Here is a 1,643-nt window from a genome sequence, read left to right on the forward strand (position 1 = left end):
TTCATACGCTTTATCGAGGCATTGATCGCCGCGCATTGGCCGGCATTGCGCGAAAACAGCGCGAAGCCGCAATTGGCATCACCGGCGCGGTTGCGCGCTTTGGCCAGCTGCTCGCGCTGGCGGGCGATCGCGTCGTCATATTTGCGGATCAGTCCCGGACCGTCGCCACCGCCGCGCGTGGCTGCAAGCTCCGCTTCGAGCTGGCGGCAGGTGCGAGAAGCCGCCTGCGGCTCGGTCACAGCGACAGCCGACGCCGCCAACGCTGCAAGCAGCGCAGCAAGATGCGTCAGCTTCAACCCCTTCATCCGCCTGAAATCCCGATTGCCGGTGGAAGGCTACCGCGTTCGTGGTTAACTGTTCCCTAGCTTACTACCCAAACACAATTCCGCTGGCGCGCGAGCTCGCATCAACCCAGAGCTCACCCTCAACTCAGATCGGGGCGAGCGCCTGCGCCTTGTGCGCCGCCTCGACGACTGCCAGTGCCGTCATGTTGACCACGCCGCGCGAGGTCACAGAAGGCGTCAGGATGTGCGCGGGCTTGTCGGTGCCGAGCAGGATCGGCCCGACATGCAGCGCGTCCATCATGGCACGCAGCGCCGTCAGCGTGATGTTGGCCGAATCGAGGTTCGGGAACACCAGCAGATTGGCTTCCCCTTTCAGCCGCGAATGCGGGTAGACGCGCTGGCGCAGATGCTCGGAAAGAGCCGAGTCGGCATGCATCTCGCCATCGCACTGCAGCTCCGGCGCGATGCGGGCGAGGATGGCAGCGGCCTCGCGCATCTTGAGCGCGCCGGGCGAATCGCGCGAGCCGAAATCCGAATGCGACAGCAATGCTGCCTTCGGCTCGATGCCGAAGCGCTGGATTTCTTCCGCCGCCAGCACCGTCATCTCGGCGATCTCCTCCGCCGTCGGATCGACGGAGACATGGGTGTCGGTGAGGAAGATGATGCCGCGCTGCGAGATCAGCATCGACAGCGTCGAGAGATCGCGGTCCTTGATGCCGGGACGCGGCCCGATGATCAGCGTGACATTGCGCAGATGTCGCTCGAAGCGGCCTTCGAGCCCGCAAATCATCGCATCCGCATCGCCGCGCTTCAACGCAAGCGCGGCGATCACCGTGTTGTTGGTGCGCACCATGGTGCGGGCGGCTTCCGTCGTTATACCGCGGCGACCCGCGAGTTCGATCAGCAGATCGACATAGTGCCGGTAGCGCGGATCGTCCTCCGGGTTGATCAGGCCGAAATCGATCCCCGGCCGGATGCGCAGGCCGTAACGCTTCAGCCTGACTTCCACGACATGCGGGCGGCCGATCAGGATCGGTTCGGCGATGCCTTCCTCCAGGACCACCTGTGCCGCCCGCAGCACGCGCTCGTCCTCGCCGTCGGCGTAGATGACGCGCTTCGCGCTGGCGGCCTTGGCCGAGGAGAACACCGGTTTCATCACCAGGCCGGAGCGGAAGACGAAGCGGTTGAGCTTGTCGACATAGGCCGCGAAATCGGTGATCGGCCGCGTCGCCACGCCGGTGTCGCAGGCGGCTCTCGCCACCGCCGGCGCGATGCGCAGGATGAGACGCGGATCGAAGGGCGAGGGGATCAGGAAGTCCGGGCCGAAGACCGGCGTCTCGCCGGAATAGGCGCGGGCGG

The 1,643-nt window shown here is 65.7% G+C and carries 1 protein-coding gene and 1 pseudogene; both read right to left on the reverse strand.

Translation table 11 applies throughout. From position 1 onward, the window contains the following. A pseudogene (locus EOA75_RS32625) lies at window positions 1-305 on the reverse strand (hypothetical protein); the annotation flags it as partial. 124 nt (window positions 306-429) lie between these two features. After that, window positions 430-1,643: phosphate acyltransferase (locus EOA75_RS32630; protein ID WP_281058597.1), on the reverse strand; the 1,214-nt coding region annotated here is incomplete at its 5' end.

It is taken from the genome of Mesorhizobium sp. M1A.F.Ca.IN.022.07.1.1, from assembly GCF_003997575.1.
Lineage (GTDB): Bacteria > Pseudomonadota > Alphaproteobacteria > Rhizobiales > Rhizobiaceae > Mesorhizobium.